This window comes from Aquabacterium sp. A08 (assembly GCF_011742065.1).
Map to the genome: position 1 here is coordinate 1 of NZ_JAAQQT010000187.1, position 389 is coordinate 389.

The window sequence follows — 389 nt, forward strand, 5'->3', positions numbered from 1 at the left end:
CCCGCCGGCAACCTGCCGCTGGCCATGCTGGGCTGCCTGTTGCTGTTTTTCGGCTGGATCGGCTTCAACGGCGGCAGCACGCTGGGCTTCACCGACGCGGTGCCGGGCATCCTCGTCAACACCACCCTGGCCGCCACCGCCGGCTGCGCCACCGGGCTGGTGCTGGGCCGCGTCTGGCACGGCTACTACGAGACGATGTACCTCATCAACGGCCTGATCGCCGGGCTGGTGGCCGTCACCGCCGGGGCCCACGCGGTGTCGCCGCTGGAGGCGCTGCTGGTCGGCGCGGTGGGCGCCGGCCTGATGGCCTGGGCCAGCGAGGCCCTGCTGCGCCACCGCATCGACGACGCGGTGGGCGCCATCCCGGCGCACCTGGTGGCCGGCGTCTG

Annotated in this window: 1 pseudogene; it reads left to right on the top strand. The window is 73.8% G+C overall.

Annotated features, from left to right (window positions below):
- Positions 1-389 (top strand): annotated as a pseudogene (locus HA630_RS26770) (ammonium transporter); the annotation flags it as partial.